Source organism: Shewanella aestuarii (assembly GCF_014647215.1).
Classification (GTDB): domain Bacteria; phylum Pseudomonadota; class Gammaproteobacteria; order Enterobacterales; family Shewanellaceae; genus Shewanella; species Shewanella aestuarii.
In genome coordinates this window covers 54,823-76,624 of sequence record NZ_BMOT01000011.1, presented here as the reverse complement: position 1 = coordinate 76,624, position 21,802 = coordinate 54,823, and the positions used below count along the sequence as shown (strand labels likewise).

Annotated in this window: 14 protein-coding genes; 2 read left to right on the top strand and 12 right to left on the bottom strand. The window is 41.0% G+C overall.

Annotated features, from left to right (window positions below):
- Nucleotides 1-253: 253 nt before the first annotated feature.
- From IEY03_RS14750 to IEY03_RS14695, 12 genes are all read right to left on the bottom strand, one after another.
- A complete protein-coding gene (locus tag IEY03_RS14750; RefSeq protein WP_188843059.1) occupies nt 254-3,949 on the bottom strand; it encodes an AAA family ATPase in 3,696 nt (1,231 codons plus the stop codon).
- Complete coding sequence (sbcD, locus tag IEY03_RS14745) at nt 3,949-5,223, bottom strand: exonuclease subunit SbcD (RefSeq protein ID WP_188843058.1); 1,275 nt, start codon at nt 5,221-5,223, stop codon at nt 3,949-3,951. Before sbcD ends, IEY03_RS14750 begins: the two co-directional genes overlap by 1 nt.
- A 71-nt stretch (nt 5,224-5,294) precedes the next feature.
- Nucleotides 5,295-6,056, bottom strand: a complete 762-nt coding sequence (locus IEY03_RS14740) for a TSUP family transporter (RefSeq protein WP_188843056.1) — start codon at nt 6,054-6,056, stop codon at nt 5,295-5,297.
- A gap of 181 nt (nt 6,057-6,237) precedes the next feature.
- Nucleotides 6,238-8,223 carry an NERD domain-containing protein kinase family protein gene (locus IEY03_RS14735; protein ID WP_188843054.1) on the bottom strand — a complete coding sequence of 662 codons (1,986 nt, stop codon included), beginning with the start codon at nt 8,221-8,223 and terminating at the stop codon, nt 6,238-6,240.
- A 144-nt stretch (nt 8,224-8,367) separates the two neighbouring features.
- Nucleotides 8,368-8,751: a ribonuclease E inhibitor RraB gene (locus IEY03_RS14730; protein ID WP_188843052.1), complete on the bottom strand. Its 384-nt coding sequence runs from the start codon at nt 8,749-8,751 to the stop codon at nt 8,368-8,370.
- Between the two features lie 10 nt (nt 8,752-8,761).
- Nucleotides 8,762-8,983, bottom strand: coding sequence for an RNA-binding S4 domain-containing protein (locus IEY03_RS14725; RefSeq protein WP_188843050.1), 222 nt, complete (start codon nt 8,981-8,983; stop codon nt 8,762-8,764).
- A 63-nt stretch (nt 8,984-9,046) separates the two neighbouring features.
- Nucleotides 9,047-9,853: an NAD-dependent epimerase/dehydratase family protein gene (locus IEY03_RS14720; protein WP_188843048.1), complete on the bottom strand. Its 807-nt coding sequence runs from the start codon at nt 9,851-9,853 to the stop codon at nt 9,047-9,049.
- A complete protein-coding gene (locus tag IEY03_RS14715) occupies nt 9,850-11,061 on the bottom strand; it encodes an HD-GYP domain-containing protein (protein ID WP_188843046.1) in 1,212 nt (403 codons plus the stop codon). Before IEY03_RS14715 ends, IEY03_RS14720 begins: the two co-directional genes overlap by 4 nt.
- Nucleotides 11,062-11,167: 106 nt before the next feature.
- Entirely contained in the window at nt 11,168-11,647 is a 480-nt protein-coding gene (locus IEY03_RS14710; RefSeq protein ID WP_188843044.1) for a DUF2919 domain-containing protein, read from the bottom strand.
- Nucleotides 11,648-11,705: 58 nt separating this feature from the next.
- Nucleotides 11,706-13,712 carry an NAD-dependent DNA ligase LigA gene (gene ligA, locus IEY03_RS14705; RefSeq protein WP_188843043.1) on the bottom strand — a complete coding sequence of 669 codons (2,007 nt, stop codon included), beginning with the start codon at nt 13,710-13,712 and terminating at the stop codon, nt 11,706-11,708.
- A 77-nt stretch (nt 13,713-13,789) separates the two neighbouring features.
- On the bottom strand, nt 13,790-14,719 hold the full coding sequence (gene zipA, locus IEY03_RS14700; RefSeq protein WP_188843041.1) for a cell division protein ZipA: 930 nt from the start codon (nt 14,717-14,719) through the stop codon (nt 13,790-13,792).
- A gap of 18 nt (nt 14,720-14,737) precedes the next feature.
- Entirely contained in the window at nt 14,738-18,160 is a 3,423-nt protein-coding gene (locus tag IEY03_RS14695) for an AAA family ATPase (protein ID WP_188843038.1), read from the bottom strand.
- 172 nt (nt 18,161-18,332) lie between these two features.
- On the opposite strand from IEY03_RS14695, the gene cysZ reads away from it, so the two are divergent.
- Nucleotides 18,333-19,106 carry a sulfate transporter CysZ gene (gene cysZ, locus IEY03_RS14690; protein WP_188843036.1) on the top strand — a complete coding sequence of 258 codons (774 nt, stop codon included), beginning with the start codon at nt 18,333-18,335 and terminating at the stop codon, nt 19,104-19,106.
- 246 nt (nt 19,107-19,352) lie between these two features.
- Nucleotides 19,353-21,689, top strand: a complete 2,337-nt coding sequence (locus IEY03_RS14685; RefSeq protein WP_188843035.1) for a carbohydrate binding family 9 domain-containing protein — start codon at nt 19,353-19,355, stop codon at nt 21,687-21,689.
- The last annotated feature ends 113 nt before the right edge of the window (nt 21,690-21,802 follow it).

Below are 21,802 nucleotides of genomic sequence, written 5' to 3'. Positions count from 1 at the left end.
GTTATTAAAAGTTTTACTTTTATTGAAAGTTTTATTGCATGTTATCAATGTGTTAATGCAAGTTTAATCATTAAAGCGTTTATCATTAACAAGTATCAACTGATACATTACTACAGAATGATAAAATTTCATGTGCTCTGTTATATCAAATTATTGTCATATTACAAATATAAAATGCTGTGTTTTTACATTAATTTTTAAGCTGAATGCCACTATTAGCAGTAGATTGAGCCAGATCACACTCTAATTTGACTCAACTCACAGCAAACTGATTTTGTAGTTTACTTACACCAAGACCATTTATTTTATTGACTTTTATTTGTACAGCAATGCGCTCTTTCATCGCTTCAATGTGGCTAATGACCCCAATCATTTTTCCTGAAGCATTTAAATTATCCAGAGCATCAAGCGCAGTATCTAGCGTTTGACTATCTAAAGTGCCAAAGCCTTCATCAAGAAATAACGAATCAATACTGGTTTTGTGACTGACAAGATCGGATAACGCCAACGCCAAAGCTAAACTGACCAAAAAACTTTCGCCGCCGGATAAGGTTCGAGTGTCGCGAATAGCATCTCCTTGCCATGTATCTAAAACCTGCAGTTCAAGAGCTTCACTATCTTTACGTTCTAAATGATAACGACCATGCAGCCGGTCTAATTGTCTGTTTGCCAACTCAACTAAATGATCAAGTGTTAACCCCTGAGCAAAACGTCGGAATTTATCGCCCTTTTGTGAACCAATTAATCCATGTAAATAAGCAATATCGTCATAATCTTGCTTAGCTAGGGTAAATTGATTCAGTAAAGTTTGTTGCTGCGCCTTTAACTCAAGATCTTGCTTTAAAGTATGTTGGCATTGCCATAATGTCTGCTGCTGAAGATGCTGACGCTCAAGCAGTGCTTGCTGTTCTAAGTTGACCTCGTCAATTTGCAGCACATTAAAAGCTTGCTGTTCACCTTGACGTTGTAATTCATGGTTATTGTTAGCCGCTTGAGTGAATAGCACTTGCGACTCTTGTAATTGATTATCAAGTTGGCGTTTTAATGCTGTTAATCTTTGATGCTCTTCAGGCGTCAACAATGCATGTTGAAATTCATGTTCATTTTCAAATGGACTGGCTGCTAATGCTTGATGCCAACGTGCAACCACCTGTTGATGGTCTTTATGCTCTAATTCAAGCTGTTGGCTCAATCCCAGTTTTTGGGTTGTTAAGGTTTGTATTTGAGTCTTACTTTCTTGCAGTCGAGCGAGTTTGGTCTGCAAATCACTTTCTTGTCGCCCCAACTCATGCTCGCTTTGGTGCTTGACTTCATCGACTTGTTTATCAGCCAATAAATCCGCTCTTTGTTGCTGCTTTAATTGTAAATCCTGTTGCGTTTTAGTCAGGCCTGTTTGAGTCAGACTGATTTGTTCAGTGTTTTGAGTTGCTTGATACTGGTATTGCTGCGACTCCTGCTCCAATAATGCCAATTGCTGGCGGTTGCTTTCCTGTGTTTGACGAGCATCTAACCATTGCTGGATATCTGCCTCAAGTGCGTATAGCCATGAAGCTATATCAGCCCATTCGGGTAGGGGTAAGTCACACTTTTGGATATGATTAAGTAACTGTTGTTTGATGGCGCTTAAATTTGACTCAATTAAGTTAATTTGATGATTGTGCTTATCAATCTGCTGCAGCGCCGATTTCAGTTCAAGCTGTGCCAACTGCAGTTTACTATTGTCGGCGTTTTGACGCTGTTCCAATTGAGTCTTTTGCTCAATCAATTGGCTAGCTGAGTCGTTAACGGCTTTGAGCTGCAACATGACACCTGACAGCTGCTTTTTATGATCATCCACACTGGTCATATAATCAGTGATAGTTTGCTGACATTGAACAGCATCTAAATCAAAACTGACACCCAAAGCCTGACAGCAGGCGGTTGCTTGCTGATGATATTGCAGCAGTTTGGCTTGCAGTTCTTGCATTGCACTTTGCTGATTTTGTTGCATATAAGTCAACTCTACTAGCGCTTGCTTTTGCTGCTCGCCTAACTTTTTGAGTCGTTCAAGCTCATCGAGCAATGCCGCTTCCCTGTGCTCAGTGTGCGATAAGTCCAGTGTTTGATATGAAGAAACTAAAGGGTGCTCAGTTGAGCCACATAAGGCACAGGGTTCACCCTCAACCAGTTTTGCTCGCTCAATGGTTAGATCGGCAATGCGCTGCTCTTGTTTAAGGAGTTGCTGTACATCTTTTAATTGCTGATTTTTATCGCTCCACTGCCCCCGTGTTTGGGTCAGAGTTTTATCTTGAGCAGCCATGTCAAGTTGACGTCGCTTAATAGCTTGCTCTCCCTCAGCGCATGCTTGCCGCCCCTGCGCATAATCTTGGGCAAGTTGTGCTAGTTTTTCACGTAAGCTTTGTTGTTCTAATAGATGCTGATATTCATTTTGTAAGTCGCTTTCAGTTCTGCCCGCTAACAATTGATTGATAACATCATGTAGTGCTTTTTGCTCGCTACCCACAAGCGCAACTTGCTCGTGATTAACTGTAATATTTTTTTGGACGTCATCAATTTGCTGTTGCTGCATTGCCGATGCGTGAGTATGCACTTCTATCTCGGCGCGATATTCCTGCAGGCTTTGAGACTGAGACAAACATTGCTGATATTGAGTTTTCCACGATGCTATATGCTGAGCAATAACCTGCCCCTGTGGAAACTGATCCACTAAAGTCGTTAAATGATGCTGATTTTGGTTAATATTTGCGATGGAGTGCTGAGTATCGACTAACCGCTGACTCACTCCCTGATGCTCCTGCTGCTGCTTGGCAAGTGTTTGCTGTTCTCGCTCAACCTGCATTTTTAGCACTTTAATATCATGATCTAAGGGGATGATTTGCTGGTCAATTAATAACAATAATTGTTTATGTGTGGTTTTAGCCGCATCAACTGATACTTGCTGATTAATATAGGCCTGTTCATTCTGACCAACCTTAATGTTTGATTGCTCTAACTGTAGACTTAAGCTTTCAATTTGGGTCGATAAATCAGCCAGTTTTTTAGCTAAATAGGTGCGCTGTTCAAATATGGGTTTAAGCTGCTGCGCAGGTTCACTTTCGACTAATTTTTGCAATTCACCTTGTTGCTTCTCAATCGCTTGTTTTGCCTTTTCAAGCGCTTGCTTGCAAACTAAATGATGCTGAGTGGATTGACTGAATTGCTGATGCCACTGCAAAAATAGCTTTTTAGATTCAATTTGTAGGTGTATTTTGTGCAATTCGCAGCTTAACGTTTGCTGCAGTGTTTCATTTTCTATTACTTGCTCAGCACTTAATACCTGAACATGATTGATTTGGCTTTCGAGTAACTGTAATTGCTGCTTCGATTGGCTAAACTCCTGATGCACTCGTTCAGATATCAAACCATAAATTTCGGTGCCGGTTAACTCTTCAAGTAACTCAGCCCTGAGATTAGCATCAGCATTGAGAAATGCCGCAAACTCACCCTGCGATAACATCATGGACTTAGTGAAACGCGCAAAATCTAAACCGGTGATTTTCTCAATAGCATCCGATTTTATTTTTATTTGGCTGGCAATAATTTTGCCGTCAGCTATTTGGGCCAACTCGACTTGTGCATCCTGCAAGTTGCCATCAGCATTATCTCGAGCACGCCTTTGACTCCAAAATGCGCGATAACCAACACCTTTTACTTCAAATTCAACTTCTGCCAAACACTCACTTGTTCCCCGGGTCATGAGTTCGTTTGTTGATTTTGAGATCACAGATAAACGTGGTGTTCTGTGGTAAAGCGCTAAACAAATCGCATCTAAAATAGTGGTTTTACCTGATCCCGTGGGCCCAATAATGGCAAACAGACCATTTTCAGCAAATGGACTGGCTGTAAAATCAATTTTCCATTCATCTTTGAGTGAATTAATATTTTTGAAACGCAGAGACAGAATTTTCATTATTTATGCTCCGCTTGCTGCGCCAATTCAACTGCTTGCTGCAATTGGTCAAACTTGGTCATGATCCGCTGTTTAAATACTTCATCATCAAACTGCTCTTGCATTATTCTGCGCTGAAACACTTCTTTAACCGATAACTCAGACAAGGTTTCATTTTTTTGGCTTTGCATCAGCGACTTACGCTTTGCTCGTGCACGTTTAAGCTGAAGTACTTCGATGGCTTTATGCTGGGTCAACTCGATAATCCGCGATTGTAAATCTGATAAGTAATCTTGCTCTGTCACTTCAATGCTTAACCAAGTATTGCCAAACGAAGCTGAGGGGGAGGATTCTGAATAATCAGCAAACTGTGCTACCTGTGCAGCTATTTGCGTAAGGTTACCTTTGAGCATTTGCATAGGTTGAAACATCGGGATATCAAGAGTATTAACCTGCATTTGTTTATCTTGCTCCCATTGCACTAGCACCACACTTTTATCAGCTTGATTGTCTCTAGAAAGTTCATCAAAACTTAGTGCAATTGGTGAGCCGGAATAACGAATATGCTCTGTTTTGGCCACTTTTTGTGACCGATGAATATGACCCAATGCAATGTAGTCCGCTGAAGGAAACAAATTGGCATTAAAGGCATCTAAGCTACCGATGTAAATATCACGCACGGATTCTGAGGTGCTAGCGCCAACCGTAGTTAAATGACCGGTGGCGATTATGGGTAATGTTTTACCCGTTAGCGCTTGATGTTGAAGTTTTAATTGTGTGGCTTGCTCAAAACTGGCTTGATAATACTCAGCAATAGCATTGCCCAATTTAGCTTGTTTATCTTTGGCACTTTCGCCAACCTGGCTTTGAGTTAACTCTCTGGGGCGTAAAAAAGGTAAACCACACACAATAGCGCCAGGTTCACCTTGGCGATTAGTTATCTCAAAGGCGTGATCTGCGGGTGTTGATAGCGCACCAGGAATTACTAAAGTATTCAGGCAAGCTAATAGCTCCTTTGACTCACCGAGCATAGAGACTGAATCATGGTTACCACCTAAAATAATAAGCTGGCAACCAGATTGCTGCATTTGCACAATAAATTGATTGTAAAGGGTTCTGGCATAACTTGGTGGCGTGCCAGTATCAAAAATATCACCGGCAATAATGAGCGCATCAACTTGATAGTGTTCGATTTGCTCCAGCAACCATGCCATAAATGCTTGATGTTCGGCGGCGCGACTCTTACCGAAAAAATGCTGACCTAAGTGCCAGTCTGAAGTGTGTATGATGCGCATAAAATCCTTTTAATCTAATGACGGCCTAAACAAGGCTGCTACCATGCTCATTCAATAAAAATGGGCAAGGGTTACATATACTGCGACCACAGTAATTTAATACTCATGGCGAATGACATAATAACCACTAGTGGCTTAATAATTTTCACGCCTTTGCTCATAACTAATCGTGAGCCTAACGTAGCGCCTATCGCCTGACCGACTAACATAATCAGCCCTAGCACTACAGCAACTTGACCACCAATGATAAAGAAAATTAATGACGCTATATTGGTGGAAAAATTAAGCACCTTGGCATGTGCGGTGGCTTTGGCTAATCCAAACCCTGCTAAGGAGACAAAGGCTAAAGCAAAAAAACTGCCAGTGCCAGGTCCAAAAAAGCCATCATAAAATCCCACGCCTAATGCGGCCGTAAACGCAAACAAGGTTGGCGTTAATACTTGCTGGCGATCATCTTCAGCTATTTTTTTAGAGAACAGAAAGTAACAGCCAATTGCCAAAATAAGAAAAGGCAGTACCAACTGAAGAAGTTCAGCATCAATCATCTGCACTAAAATGGTACCGATTGCCGCACCCATAAAAGCACAAATTAACGACAGTTTTATTGCTTTAAGATCGACCATCCCTTTACGAATAAAATATAAACTCGCAAAAAAGCTGCCACCACAAGCTTGCAGTTTATTAGTACCCAATGCGGCAGCTGGAGGTAAACCTGCCCACATCAATGCTGGTATTGTGATCAAGCCACCACCACCAGCTATAGAGTCAATAAAACCAGCAAGCAAGGCAACGGCAAATAAAATCAGGCCAATTTGTAAAGTAAGTTCAAACATGGGTCATAACCAGAACAGGCAAAGAGAGATATTAAACCTGCTTTAAAACAGAATTACAAAGTATCAAGGCAGGAAAATAGAATGCCCCAGTTAAATGGGGCATTATTAATCAAACTGCGGTTTATTTTATAAACCATGCACTCACATTAGTGATGAAGTATTTGAGTAGCGTCGCACATGCTTACAGTCCCGCTTGAATAATTTCGGTTTCAGTTAAACCCAATTGCTCTGCATAGGTTTGATTAGGCGCGATGCGAAATTCAAAACGTAATATTCGTAAACAAGCATCAAATAAAGCATCGCCAAACCATGATTTATCATACTGCATTAATGCATTCACAATTCCGTCAGCGCCGCTTCCCCCTTTTAAATAATTAGGCACTAATGAGTCGATAAAACTTGCCACCAAACCGTATAAATCTTTTTCCGCATCACCTTCTACAGCCCATAAGGTTGGGTCGGCATATTGTGATGCGTAGTGAGTGGCCGCCACATCAAGCCCAACTCCAAAGTTCACCAAGGTGGCTTTTTCTTGCGAGCAGATAATATTTTTAGGGCAAATAGCACCATGATAAATATCTACACTGTGCAGATATTGCAGTGCTGATAACAACTGTAAAAACCAATTGAAAGGTTGACCCACTTGGATGTTGTTAACTTCATCAAGCGAAACGCCTTGCGCCCACCCCCTAGCAATAAAAAGTTCATTAGATTGAGGCAACTGTCCAAAGCCCAATACTTTCTCAATGTGGGGATGATAAATTTTCGACAAACTTCGGTAGATATTACTCAAAGAAGACCACTGGGTTTCGACATCACTGTAAATACTGACCACACAAGGGTAATTACCTTGAATGTGTATTGCCTGCCATAACTGGCTGCGGTCTGTCGATTCTATAAATTGGGTTAATCTATAGTGATGATCGATAACGGTACCGCGTTCGATGGCAATATGATCAGGCACAGTGTCACACACGCCTAGATCGATTAATGCTGACAAATCACAACGGATCCCATCTAAATCAATGGTTTTACCTTTGGCGGCGTCACGGTACCAATGGAAAATTCTAGGCTGTCTGGTGCGCTCCGCCAACATTAGAAATGCCTTAGCATATTGAGCAATGTCAGCAGAGGTGGTTAAATTGTCTTTGATATCTATAAACTCAACATCAGCATCATCGGATATGAATACACAGTGACTATCCCAACCTCCAATAGTAAAGCCACGGCGATGAATTTGTTGGATACCACTAAGACTTCTTCTAAGAATTTCTAAAAGTTGGTAGGTACTTTGTTGTTCTACTTCAAATATATTAAGCGGAATACCCCGCGGCATTCGAATTGGCAACACCAATTGTTCACCATCATTAATCAGCGGCGCACAAAATGGCACACAGCTGCAACCGGATAACGACTGCATTCGCTTAAATTCATCTCTCAGCTTTTGCTCATGCGCTTCAGCTTCCTGTTGATTCTCAAATTGGTTCATCACCAACACTTTCAACAGCCAAGGGGCTGTCCACCCGCCAGGGTTATATTCAGATTGCCAAACCTCTAAACCTTGTTGTAAAAACAAGCACTTAATTTTAATAAAATCTTGAATTTTATTATTACGCTGCTCGACAACAGCCACTTGTCCAATAGTGTCTAAAACCATTTCTTTTTGAGCTTTGGTCACGGCATGCTTATGTGGCGCGGTTAGCCCCCACTCTTTTGTCAGCGCGGCAATAATTTTGGCTGGGGTATAAATGCTCAGCTTACCATGGTCTTTTTCAACTAAGATTTCTTCGCCTTTTCGACCGGTTACAAACACCATTCCCTGACACCAAGGGGCATAAACCCCTACAGGGATTTTGTGTTTTAACCTGCCAGCAAGTACTCGGGCAACATAATTGGCTTTTGATAAACTATTATCGACATCTCGTCCATCGAGTGACCACGCATGTAAACCGGCATTTAAACGGCCAATGTAACCTTTAACATCAACCACATAAACGCCCCACTCGCCTACTACTAAAGCATCCACTTCCATTGCTTGACCCGTCGGAGTTGGAATTTCAACATTGGTCAGCAGTAAGTAATCTTCAGGTAATTCTTCGGTGAGTAATGCAAATGCCCAACGTTCAGCATCATTAACTGGGGTACCAAAACTGATATGCCTTGCCATAATAATCCATTTATTTGCTCAGTGAATGGCGAATATCCTATGTATTAACCCATAAAAAAACCACCTAAAAGGTGGTTTTTACTTTAATTGAGTAAAATAACAGCATTCTACAAAATCGAGCTATCAAAACATGGGACTGAATTATTAGTGATGACAATGTTCACCATGCACATGATCATCGGCAAACTCACCGTCACCATCTTGGTGTTGCATCACGCCCCAACCATCAGAAATACCATCAAACTCTTTGGCAAAATCATTTAATTGAGTTTCTTTAGTATTCAGGGAGTCATACTCAGGCACCATTTGAATGCTCACAATCACTTCCCATTGATTCGCTTCTTCATCAAAGTGAAGTTCTAACTCACCTTGCTCATCTTGCTGGGTTAATACTTCTAAAGCAGACTCTGCATCACGCTTATCTTTAAAAACGAGAAAAAAATCAACTTCTAACTCACGTGTCAAATCAATACCAGATTCGGCCATTGCCGCAAGCATTTGTCCGTTATCATCATCAGGGAATTGCATGGGATTTTCCTTAAACTGCAGCCACAATTTTAATCGTTTGGCCGTTGAATGAAATCACATCACCCACGACACACTTTTTACGTTTACGGGTATCAACATCACCATTTACGGTAACTTGCCCTTCAGTGATAACATGCTTTGCATCGCCACCACCATTTACTAAACCTTGTACTTTCAGAACTTTATAAAGTTCAACGAACTCATCGCCGGGTAATAATGGAAAATCTACCATGGGTGGTATCACCTTGATTATCTAAATTAACGAGATCAAACGAAAATTATACCCTATGGTGGCTTAGCAAGCATCAAGCATTTTGATTGGATTGGTGTGATGATAGCTAAATCCTAATTGCCGACAAATCAGATTACCATCAATAATCTTACTCGGTGCCGTTTGCTGATTAAACTGAGGGGCTATTTCACCAAGATGTGTTGCCGCATAGGGGTAAAAGTCTGCTTTAGCAGGATGCTCTGGAGCACACAGATTATAGACTTTGGCAACTTCAGGGGCTCTGAGAATTAAACTTGTCGCGGCAATACAATCATCAAGATGGACTAGATTTACCGCAACATTACCGCCACTGACATCGGATTTACCCGCAAAAAAACGTCCAGGATGTCTTTGGGGCCCAATCAAACCGGCAAAACGAACAATACAACTATTATTCATGCTGGCAAACATCGATTCCGCTTGCAACAAGGTTTCGCTTACCAAGCTATGTGGTTGTGCATCATTTTCTGTCATCACCTTATCTTCATTAGGATAAACTCCGGTGGTGCTAACAAAAATAATCCGTTGATATTGCTTATCGCCAATAGCTGAAGTTAATACGTGTAGATTAGCTAAATAATCAGTTTCACCACGACGGAGCCCGGGGGGAATATTGATAATTAACATATCAGTATTCAACAATTCTCTTGCGGCATTGAAGGTATTTTCTACTGCTAAGTCAAATTGATACGCATCGATACCTACTTGGGATAACTGATTTAAATCCTGCGGTAATCGCTTGTTAGCTTTTACACTATATCCTTGCTTAATAAGTGATTTTGCTAATGGGAAGCCAAACCAACCACAGCCAATAATGGTAACCGATGTCATAAAGCGCCTTGATAAGAAAAATGATTGAAGTAAAAATTGATGACGTTATCGGCTTGCAATGTTTTGATCGCCCCATCGCTTAAGGTGTCTTTTTTGATCACTTCAACAATTTCAACTTCACCATCAATTAAAAAGCGTAAACTGGCACTGCCGCCTTTGACATTGCATGCCCAAACGTGTGGCTTTTTTACCTCACCAGTGGTCATCATCACTTTTGCGACTTGATCATCGGACAATTTCACTAAAGTGCCCGGTGGATAAATTCCCAATACTTTGACCAAAAGTGAGATTAAATGCTCAGAATGTTTACCAACACGTTGTTTAAATAATACTCCCAATGCCAACTGAGGAGAGTGATATTGATGCAACAACATTTGATAATCATTCACTAATGCCACTATTTGAGTGGTTTCTAAAATGTCGTCTTTTGTTAAATGGTCTGGATAGCCTGTACCGTCAATAAACTCGTGATGATGTAAAATCACATCGAGAACTGCACTAGGAAAAAGGTTGCTGCGGTTGACTAAATCAAATCCTAAATTAGGATGCATTTTCATGAAATTCATTTCAGGCTGAGTTAACTCACCATGTTTTCTGCGAATATCATCCGGGACTTTTAATTTGCCAATATCATGCAATATACCACCTAAAGCTATGTCTCTCAGCTTTGATTTATCCATACCATTTGCATGACCAATCACCATCGACAGTACCGCGATTGAAATACCATGTGCTGTAATACTCGTATCTTTTTCACCGTGATCGACTAACGATAAATTAACCGTATCCGTTTCAAATAAATGATCAATTAACTCTTCAACTAAGCCTGCAGACTCACGGTACATGCCTTCGGGATCACTGACTACTTTGCTGAAGATATTACGGCTATCGTTAATGGCTTTAATAAAACGTTTTTGGCCTAAGCGCATCGACTTTTTCGCTAAGCTTTTATGATCAGTTTCAACCACGTCCTCAGTGACATCGTCAATACTTTCGACAGTGTCTTCTATTAAAGGCAATAATTCGTGCCCGGAAATCACGTAAACAAAGTCAATATCAAGCTCATTGATAATTGCAATTTGAGAGGCGTGTTCAAGTTTAATTTTATTAATAAAGAAAGGGTTTTTTGTCCACGGCAAAGGGAGCTTGATGGTAAGCCCTAACACAATATTAGACAGGGGTATTTGGGTTAACTCTTGTTTAGCCAATGAATATGTCTTCCATACTGAATAATTGTTCTGGACGCCTGCGTCTAAATCAACTGAAAAGTTGAACTACTTACACTATAGGATAAATGAAGCATTTAAGTCGGTTTTATTTTTCTGGCTTATCGATAACTTGCCAATCATTAAAGTAATAATGTAATCGTTTCGACTTCAAAACATAAATACTTATCCAAAATAAAAATAACGCATCCAAGGCATAGCTTAATTTAAATAAAAAATCATCGTAAATTAAACGTTGGATCAACATGACACCATCGATTAACAGCAATAACCATAAAATTGATTTGCCACGCTTAAACCATGGAATAAACCACTGCCACTGACGCTTTCGCTCTGCAATAACAAGTCCGTATAGCAGCACGGCACCGATACCAGCAAATAAGGCCAAAATAAAATCTTGTTTATGTGGATAAAACAACCGCACTAAGCCAGATCTGTCATTAAACTGAGTCAAGGAGGCGATAAAAACGCACCAGCCTCTGGCTAAAAACACCAACACGATATACAAAAAAAGGGGGGGCTTGATATGACCTTTATCATCAAGCCAAGTAATATTGCTAAAATTCATGATTCACATTTAGCCTTATAGCAATAACAACTCATCAATGGTTAACCTAATCATGTTATCAAGATTGTAAAATTGCCATTAAAGCTTGTTCGTCAATGACTTTGATACCGAGTTCCTGCGCTTTAGCTAATTTTGAGCCTGCCGCCTCTCCCGCCACCAAACAATCGGTATTTTTAGATACACTGCCAGCCACTTTCGCACCTAAGGCTTGTAATTGCGCTTTCGCATCATTGCGGTTTAATAGATTTAAAGTCCCGGTCAATACCCAGGTTTGACCTTTCAAACTTAATTCACTGTCGTCAACTTGTTCGATTGATGGCCAGTGAATTCCACTGGCAATTAACTTATCAACGACCTCGAGATTGTGGGTTTGAGCAAAAAAGTGATTGATGTGCTGAGCAACAATATTGCCGACATCATCAACCGCCAACAATTGCTCAAGCGATGCACTTCTTACCGCCTCAAGGGTTTTAAAATATGCTGCTAGGTTAGCGGCAGTGGCTTCACCCACTTCTCGTATACCTAAGCTATATAAAAAACGCGCTAAGGTTGTCGATTTAGCATCGTTAATCGCAGCAACCAGTTTGGTAGCTGATTTCATCGCCATTCGGTCCAGCATGGTCATTGCAGAGGCGCTTAAGGCAAATAAATCTGCGGGACTTTTGACTAATTCTTTATCAATAAGTTGCTCAACGACTTTATCGCCCATGCCATCTATATTAAGCGCTTTACGTGAAGCAAAATGTTTTATAGCTTCTTTACGTTGGGCTTCACAGAACAAACCACCGGTACAACGGGCAACCGCTTCGCCTTCGATACGCTCTACATCACTTTGACATACCGGACAATGCTGCGGAAAATTAATGTCGCAAGCATTATCAGGGCGTTTATCTAACACGACAGCAACAATTTGCGGAATAACATCGCCTGCTCGTCGAATGATAACGGTATCACCAACTTTAACCCCTAAGCGGGCTATTTCATCGCCATTGTGTAAAGTGGCATTAGACACTGTCACCCCACCGACAAATACTGGCTGTAATCTGGCAACTGGAGTGATTGCACCTGTGCGTCCGACCTGAAAATCAACCGCTTCAAGCAAAGTCATCTCTTCCTGCGCCGGAAACTTATAAGCGATTGCCCAACGCGGCGCTTTGGCCAGGAAGCCTAAATTGAGTTGCTGATTAATCGCATTAACTTTAATCACTACACCATCAATTTCATATTCCAGCGAACTTCTTCGATTTAAAATGTCTTCATAATAAGCATAGACTTTGGCTAAATCATCACAGACTTTCACTTCAGCACTGACAGGTAAACCCCATACTTTTAGCTGCTGCAACTGACCATAATGACTGGCTTTCATCGCCTCAGACTCACCATCAACCACCCCTAGCGCATAAGCATAAAAGCCTAAAGCTCGTGATGCGGTGATTTTACTGTCTAATTGACGCAAACTGCCCGCGGCCGCATTACGCGGATTAACAAATACCTTGTCACCCTTGGCCATTTGACGCTGATTTAACGCCTCAAAAGCCGCTTTAGGCATAAACACTTCACCACGCACTTCGACGAGATCAGGGTAACCTTCGCCGCGCAGCTTTAAGGGTATCGATTTAATCGTGCGCACATTTTCAGTGATATCTTCACCCACAGCACCATCACCGCGTGTGGCTGCGCGCTCAAGCACGCCATTACGATAAGTAATGGAAACCGCTAAGCCATCAAGTTTTGGCTCACACACATATTCCACGCCACCCACTTTATCGGTTATCCGCTTATTGAAACTCTCAAAATCAGCCTGTTCAAAAGCGTTATCCAAACTTAACATGGGTTTTAAATGGGTAATTTGATCAAATTTAGCTAAGGCTAAACCACCGACTCGCTGCGTCGGTGACGAGGGCGAGGTAAATTGTGGGTTTTCACGTTCAAGTAAGATTAAACGCTGCATTAAGCGATCATATTCAGCATCGGGTATGGTAGGAGAATCATCGACATAATAATGAATATTATGTTGGTTTAATGCATCAGATAACTCGGCCATTTCAATTTGAATTGCTTGCATGATTTTGATCCGTAATACAAAAAATTAAGGCCGCATCGGCGGCCTTGTTATGCTAATAAAGAAGGATAAGCATGGACTTAAGCTGCGGCGATTCTACGTTTGTAATCCTCTTTTGCCGCATCATCCCATGGCTGACGCTTGCCATCTAATAACTCTGCACCTAAATCATCGGCGAGTTGTAAAGCTGAATTTAACATTATAGTGAAATTCATTTTAGGGTCGCCATAACAAGGAAGTGTCATAAATAACACCACACCCTCTGTGACAAACTGTTCCATGTTATCGGGGTCGAATGTGCCAGGTTTAACCATATTGGCCAATGAAAACAGAACCTTGCCTGTTCCAGCGTTATCAATATGACGATGAAAAATATCCATATCGCCAAACTTAAAGTTTAATGACAATAGCGCTGGTAATAATTCAGCACCTTGAAGTTGTTGACCCGTTTTGGCCACAACATGCAAAACCAAAACATCGGTGGGATCTGCCAGTAATTGCGGTTCTTCTGCAAAATCTTCAGCTTCTGGCTCATCCTGAGCGTAATCAGGATTTGAATAATGTTTAGGTTTCTCAATCGGTTCAATATGAACAGGCTTAATGTCTTGGCTTGTCGGCTGGGTAATTTCTGGCTTTTGCTCAAATTCATCCTCTAGTGACGCCAATACAGGTTCAAACTTAGCTGTGTTTACCGGTGGCGTAACTGGCGCTGAAGCAACTGGTTCAGCCGCTTTGGCATGTTGAGGTTTAAACAAGGCTGCCGTTTTAAGGATAGGTTTTGTTACCACAGGCTCAACATCTGTAGATTTTAGTACCCGAACAGGACCTATACCGTCATTATCAAACCCTTCAGAATCTCGACGTTCAGCTTGTTCTTTGTAAAAATTAGCCATAGGGCTTTGCTTTATTGACTTAGGTTGTTGTTTTCTTATCGACCAAAAACCGTGCACAAGAACCGCAATAATTGCGATTGCACCTAAAACTAACAACACCAATTGTAAATCTTCCATTGTTTACTTGATTCCTATTTATACTGCGTCAGCAAGCGCTACCGCGGCTTCAATATCAACAGCGACTATACGTGAAACACCGGGTTCATGCATAGTGACGCCTATAAGTTGATCGGCCATTTCCATGGTGATCTTGTTGTGGCTGATATAAACAAACTGCACACTTTGCGACATCTCTTGTAGTAAACGACAGAATCGCTCTACGTTAGCGTCGTCCAAAGGGGCATCAACCTCATCCAGCATACAAAATGGTGCTGGGTTTAATCTAAATATTGCAAATACTAATGATAAAGCGGTTAACGCTTTTTCTCCACCACTAAGTAAGTGAATGGTACTATTCTTTTTTCCTGGGGGTTGAGCCATGATGGTCACCCCAGTGTCCAGCAAATCGTCATCCGTTAGGGCTAAGTAGGCTTTTCCGCCACCAAACACCTTAGGGAACAGTTGCATTAAATCGTTATTTACGGCTTCAAAGGTGGCTTTAAAACGCGTTCGCGTTTCTTTGTCTATCTTTCTTATAGCGTCTTCTAAAGTTGTTAACCCTTGATTTAAATCATTATCCTGACTATCTAAATACTGTTTTCGCTCATTTTGTGTATCATACTCTTCAATGGCTGCAAGGTTAATCGCACCTAAGCCATTAATCTTATTACGCACTTTGTCTAGAGCAACTGAACATGATTTTATATCAAAATCTTCAGGAATAGCATTAATGCTACTTTGCAACTGAATTTGCTCATCCTGCAACAACTGCAATTGCACATCCGTTTGGCCTTTTATTCCCTCACGACGTAACTTTAACGCGCTTATCTTTTGAGTCAAGTCTTGAAGTGTGACAAGCTGTTGTTTTTGCATCATTAGTGATGAGTCTAGACTTTGCTGCAACATGGCTTGTTGTTGGCGATTATCATTCAGCTTAAGCTGGTTTTGTTGTTGAAATTCAAGCTGTAAGGCTAATTTCTGTTTAAGGTTGTCACGCTCAATTTTCCCTAGCTTATCATTTTCTAACAGACCCTGTTTTCCGATGGTGGCATAACTTTCGGTTAATTCTTCAATTTTTTCGACTTGCTGCGCTAATTGTTGCTGGGTAACGGCAACTTGGGTATTGATTTGCTGCAGGGTTTGATTGAGATGGGCGCCTTGCCTTTCACGCTCTGCTCGCTGGGTTTTTAAATCGCGTAGCTGAACACTTGCCTGCTCAAAAGCCTGCTGAGCCTGTTGCTGTTGCTGCAGACATAATTGATTGTCCTCCTCAAGCGCTTCCACTTTAAGCAATAAGGCTTCTGCTTCAATTAATTGCTGTTGCTGATGTTGTTTAGCTGAAGTTAACTCTTGATTTAATTGTATTTCATGCTGCTCACGGGTGTATTTTTGTTCGACTGTGGCGTCATATTTTGCCTGAGATTGCGTTTTTGCGACCAGTAACTGTTGTAACGTTTGCTGATGTTGACCCAACTGCAGATTTATTGTCGCCAACTGAGTTGTTTGTTCCGTTTGATACTGTAATGCGGCAGAGGTCTGGGTTTCAAGTGATGCCACGGTTTCAATTAACGCTTGTTGCTCAGTGGTTAAACTGAACAAGGATTGATGGCTTGATTGCGCTAAAATGAATCCATGTCCAACCAAATAGCCTTCTTTTGAGGCAACAATAGCTGATGCGGGCAAGCTAGAAAGCTTTTCTTTAGCTTGCGCTAATGTATCAACAAAACTTACTTGGGCTAACCATGGCGCAATATTAACAAAGCTGGTTAAGGCTTCATGCTCAAACAATACCGATGACAGTACAAAACCATTATTTATGTCATCATAGTGGCTATCCGCTAAAATCGCCGCCTTACTGATAGATTGTAATAGCACATCAACGGCTTTTTCATAACCAGGGGTGACATTAATCACTTGCCATAACTGCTGGGAATCTCCCTCACCCACTTCATTAGCTAACCACTCATTAATTAATTGCAATCTTGCTTTTGCACTGGCAAGGGCATCTTTAACTTGCTGATAAACACTTTGAGCTTGAGTTAAATCCTGTTGACCATTAGATAGCTCAACATCTAATTGCTGCTTTAGCGTTTCTTCAAGGCTAATTTGAGCCGTGATGTTGGCCAATGCACTTTGGTGTAACTGAATGTCTCTTTCAATATCGTGGTGTTGTAACTGTTGAAGTTTCTGTTGTAATACCGGGATAGTTTGCTCATGATTTTGCAATAACTGCTGCTGGTGTTCATATCGTGATTGATACACAGCCAGATCTGTTTTGACCTGATTTAACTTTCCTGTTGCAAGGTTATATAACTGCCTTAGATGATCGCTATTCTCATCAACTTGATGTACTTGCTCATCAAGGATTTCAAACTGCATTGTTACCTCATCTTGCTGAGGCGCAAGACTAGACTGTTGCAATAATACTTGGTTTAACGTGAGTTCAAACTGTTGATGCTTTAATTTTGCTTCATCAATACGTTGTTGAATCGCAAGCAGCTCTTGTTCTCGTTGCGAATCTTGCAGTTGTTGGTGCTTCAGTTGCTGCTCAAGTTTGGTAACTTCGTTGCCGGCTAAATAATATTGCTCAACCAGTTTTTGTTCACTGTCTGTTAGGTCGTTTAATTGCTGTTGTAATTGCAGTACCACATTTTCGGATGAATGCTGAGTAGCGCTAAACTCACTTTGCTGACGCTCAAGCTGGATCACTTGCGAATGCATATCGTCTGACTGACGCAATAAATCCTGATAACGACCAACAAGCAGTTGCGTATGCAGCTCACGCTCCTGTGATTTTAACGCACGATATTGTTTCGCCTCTTCAGCTTGCTTGGCAAGCCGTTCAATTTGCCCGCCTAATTCCTGCCGTATATCGTTAAGACGCTCTAAGTTCTCACGAGTATGGCGAATGCGGTTTTCGGTTTCACGGCGACGTTCTTTATAGCGAGATATGCCAGCAGCTTCTTCAATAAAAACTCTTAGCTCTTGCGGTTTAGACTCAATTAAACGTGAAATAGTCCCTTGTTCAATAATGGCATAGCTACGTGGGCCTAACCCAGTCCCCATAAACAAGTCGGTAATATCTTTTCGGCGGCACTTTTGACCATTCAAAAAATAAAATGATTCACTGTCACGATTAACCTGGCGTTTAACCGATATTTCTTCATAACTGGCATACTGGCCAGATAATCGGCCTTGAAGGTTTTCAAATATCAGCTCTACCCCTGCAACCGAGATAGGCTTTCTTGCAGTTGAACCATTAAAAATAACATCGGTCATTGAATCGCCGCGCAGGTTTTTAGCACTGCTTTCACCCAGCACCCAACGCACCGCATCAATCACATTGGATTTTCCGCAGCCGTTTGGACCAATAATAGCCGTTAACGCATGATCGAAAGGGATTTTTGTAGGGTCTACAAACGACTTAAATCCAGCAAGTTTTATTTGTTTTAATCGCATTATTGCCGGTATGGTTTGGTTAAAATTAATTGAACGCTGTTCACTTTAACAATTGACGCGCATTTTGTAACGATTATTCGCACTTAGATACAGTTTATTGCTTGTTTTCTGTTAGTTGCAACGTCAAACTCAACGATATTAAGTGATACTAAAATCAAAAAGGAGCCTATCAATGGCAGTGCAAATTCCTTCTATTCGTAAAAGTGGCGTTAATTACTTTTTGGAAGGCTTTCAACTTATTAAGCAACCTGGGTTGCGCGCTTTCGTATTTATTCCACTCATGATCAATCTCATTTTATTCGCTGCGGTGATGTATTTTGCCGTCGGCAAGTTGGATGAATTGTTTACTTGGATGAATGGCGAAATCCCTGAGTATTTATCTTGGTTAAATTTCTTTTTATGGCCGTTAGCTGTGCTAACTATGCTAGTGGTGATGTCGTTTATTTTTAGTTCGGTCATGAACTGGCTGGCAGCCCCTTTTAACGGATTGTTAGCAGAAAAAGTGGAACAGCATTTGACGGGAAAAAATCTCGATACTGGCGGCACAGTCGATTTGATTAAAGATCTGCCGCGTATTTTGGGACGCGAATGGATAAAACTGAAATATTACTTACCGCGCGCGCTGGTATTTTTAATTCTTTTTTGGGTGCCTGTAATTGGACAAACAGCGGCACCCATTTTATGGTTTTTATTCACAGCTTGGATGATGGCAATTCAGTATTGTGATTATCCTTTTGATAATCATAAAGTGCCCTTTGATGACATGAAGTTTGCCCTCAGAAATACCAAAGGAACCAGTTTCAGTTTTGGTGCTTCGGTCACTTTATTCTCAATGATCCCTGTTGTGAATTTTATCGTCATGCCTGTGGCTATTTGTGGTGCAACTGCAATGTGGGTAGAGCGTTACCGCGAGGCTTATAAGAATACTCGCATTGCAAAAGATTAACTGGTACGGCATAACATGCTTAACCAAGTTGCCTGTGAGATTATAGGCATACAACGCTTTCAAAATCGGTAGCTAAGGGGATAACTTAGCTACCGGTCCAATCCAACACGCAAATATTTACTTTTAATTTATCTTTAGCGCCCCACTCAGTAACATTTTGATAATCTTTTTATTGCATAAAAGGTCGGAATTAACGCATTTGTTTGCGACAATGCCGGAAACAACAATAAAGATCCCAATCTCACTGTGAACAAATATTCTAATATCCTTCTATTATTCGTAAGCTTATCGACTTTCAATGCATTTGCGGGTAGCAGCGAACAGTTTCAAGTCACTATCCCAACCCTAAGCAGTGAAATTGACATTGATGGCGAATTTTCTGAGCCACAATGGCAAAACGCAGCAGAAGTTGAGCTTAAATTTGAAACCTCTCCAGGTGAAAATATCGCCGCACCGGTTCGTACAACTGCAAAAGTGTTTGCAAGCGAAACCAGTTTATTTATTGCCTTTACCGCGCAGGATCCTCAACCACAGAAAATTCGCGCGAATCTTCGAGATCGTGATAACTCGTGGGGTGATGACATGGTCGGCATCAAATTAGACACGTTCAACAATGCTCGATTAGCTTATCAGTTTTTTATTAACCCCTATGGCGTGCAAAGTGACTCGATTGAGAATGAACTAACAGGGTTAGAAAGTGATGCTTGGGATGGTATTTGGTATAGCCAAGGTAAGATAACTGATTCGGGCTATCAAGTTGAAGTTCAACTGCCACTGCGACTGTTTAACTTTGATGACTCCCATACAATACAAAACTGGGGGATTGAATTTATTCGATTTTATCCTCGCAATCAAAGCCAACGTTTTTCAACACACAAAATAGATCGCAATGTATCCTGTCAGTTATGCCAACTGGGGATCTTGCAAGGGCTTGAAGGTGCCAAACAAGGTCAAGATATTCAAATTACCCCATCAATTGTGGCTAATCAAAATAATCAGCGTCCATTGTCCCCTGAAGGGGCATGGCAAGACGAAACCAACACAGAGGTAGGTTTAGATTTACGCTGGGGCATTACGCCGACAACGCTGTTAAATGCCACCATTAATCCCGATTTTTCTCAGGTCGAGTCTGATGCGGGACAATTAGATGTTAACAATACCTTTGCGCTGTTTTTTCCTGAAAAACGGGCGTTCTTCTTAGATAACAAAGATTACTTTGATAGCCAAATGGAGTTGTTACACACCCGCAATATCAGCTCTCCTGATTATGGTGTTAAGGTCACCAGTAAAACTGATGATCACACAGTGGGAGTTTTGGCCACAAATGATATCCAAACTCAGTTTCTTGTGCCGGGCAATCTAAGTTCTGACATAGCTACCCTTGATCAAGAAAGTCATAATGTGGCTGCTAGATATCGTTACGATCCAAGCAAGCAGTTTTCGATTGGTGGTGTGATGACATTAAAAACAGCGGATGAATATCATAACTATGTTTACAGCACCGACTTAAAGTATCAACCGACACAGCAAGATACCTTTACCGCTCAATATGCTTATTCACAAACCTTGTACCCGTATGATTTATTCAATCAATTTTGTAATGGCGATGATTGTGCGATACCGCCGACAGAATGTGACCTTTCCTCATGTGATTATAACGAACGGGTACTTCGCACAAATAAGTCAGACGCTTTTAGCGATAACATGTTCAAATTAACCTATAAGCATGATCGCCGTAATTGGTTTGCCAGCAGCCAATATGAATCAATTGGTGATGATTTTAGAGCCGACCTAGGTTTTATTGAAAAAATTGATGCACAGAAGTTTGTGGCCGGTGGCGGTTACCGTTGGTACCCAACAGATCATTTTTTTAGCAAAGTCACGGTAGCAGGTGATTGGGATATTACCCATACCCAGCAAGATGAGAAACTTGAACAAGAAAGTGAGATATACATTGAATTAGAAGGTGGATACCAAAGTTATGTTGCTTCAGGTATCGCCCAAAGAGAACGCGTCGGCAGACGCCATGACCCATCTAACATCAATATTCAAAATAATACTCAAATGTTTGATGAAACCATAGGCTGGTTTTATACCAACTTTGTCCCCGTTAAAGCGTTAAAACTTGAGCTTGATGTCAACTACGGTGACAACATCGACTTTGTTAACGACCGTTTGGGCACTTTAACCATGTTCAACCCGAGTGTTGAGTGGAAGGTTACTGAATCTATCGTGTTCGATTTTTCACACCGCTACCAAACACTTGATGTTGATGACGGCCGCCTATTCACAGCAAACTTAAGCGATTTAAGACTAAATTGGCAAATCAGCTTAAATAGCTTTATTCGCCTCTCCAGTATTTATACCGACATTGAACGGGACCCAAGTCTCTATCTTTACCATCAACCCAATGCAAAATATCAAGATCTGGGCAATGAAATTCTTTATGGTTATAAACTGAATCCACAAAGTGTATTTTATTTAGGGTATTCGGATGCGTTTAAAGCCGATGATGACATAGATAACCTGACTCAAAATGAAAAAACCTACTTTATGAAAATAAGCTATGCATGGTTACTTTAATAAAAACGAAATTGCAATTGTTAAAAAGTGAAAAAACATGCTTTAAATCCACTTTTAACATTCTAAAAGTGGATTCTTTATATCGTCTTTTATTCCTGAAAATAACATCATTG